1 protein-coding gene is annotated in these 412 nt (G+C 48.5%); it reads right to left on the bottom strand.

Going from position 1 to position 412, the window contains the following annotated elements:
- Positions 1-396 (bottom strand): reverse transcriptase domain-containing protein (locus D4A39_RS19310; RefSeq protein WP_267899615.1); only part of this gene is annotated, 396 nt, incomplete at its 3' end.
- Between the last annotated feature and the right edge of the window lie 16 nt (positions 397-412).

Raw genomic sequence — 412 nt, forward strand, 5'->3', positions numbered from 1 at the left:
GGCAGCAGTGTCTTTCAGGCTAGAGTCAAAAAGCTTCCCCAAGCTCTTAACAGGTTGCTCTGTGATAGTTGGGATGACAATCCCTGAAATGGAGAAACGGAACTTGTCAACCACTTTCCCCCTCTTCAGCACCATGGACCTTGACTTTGAGGGCTTAAATCTCATCCTTGCCCAGGTGATGAGTCTCTCAAGTCCTTGTAAGATCCACCTGCTACCTGGGACAGATGACGTTGTGATGGTAAGGTCATCCATATAGGCTCTTATTGGGGGCTGTCGTACACCTGACTTGGTCAGGGGCCCTCTGCATTCCACCTCAGCTGCCTTAACAACCATATTCATGGCAAGAGCGAAAAGGATAACAGAGATGGTGCAGCCTGTAATTATTCCTTTCTCAATGCGATGCCAGTCTGAT

It is taken from the genome of Alcanivorax profundi, from assembly GCF_003597125.1.
Taxonomy (GTDB): Bacteria; Pseudomonadota; Gammaproteobacteria; order Pseudomonadales; family Alcanivoracaceae; genus Alcanivorax; species Alcanivorax profundi.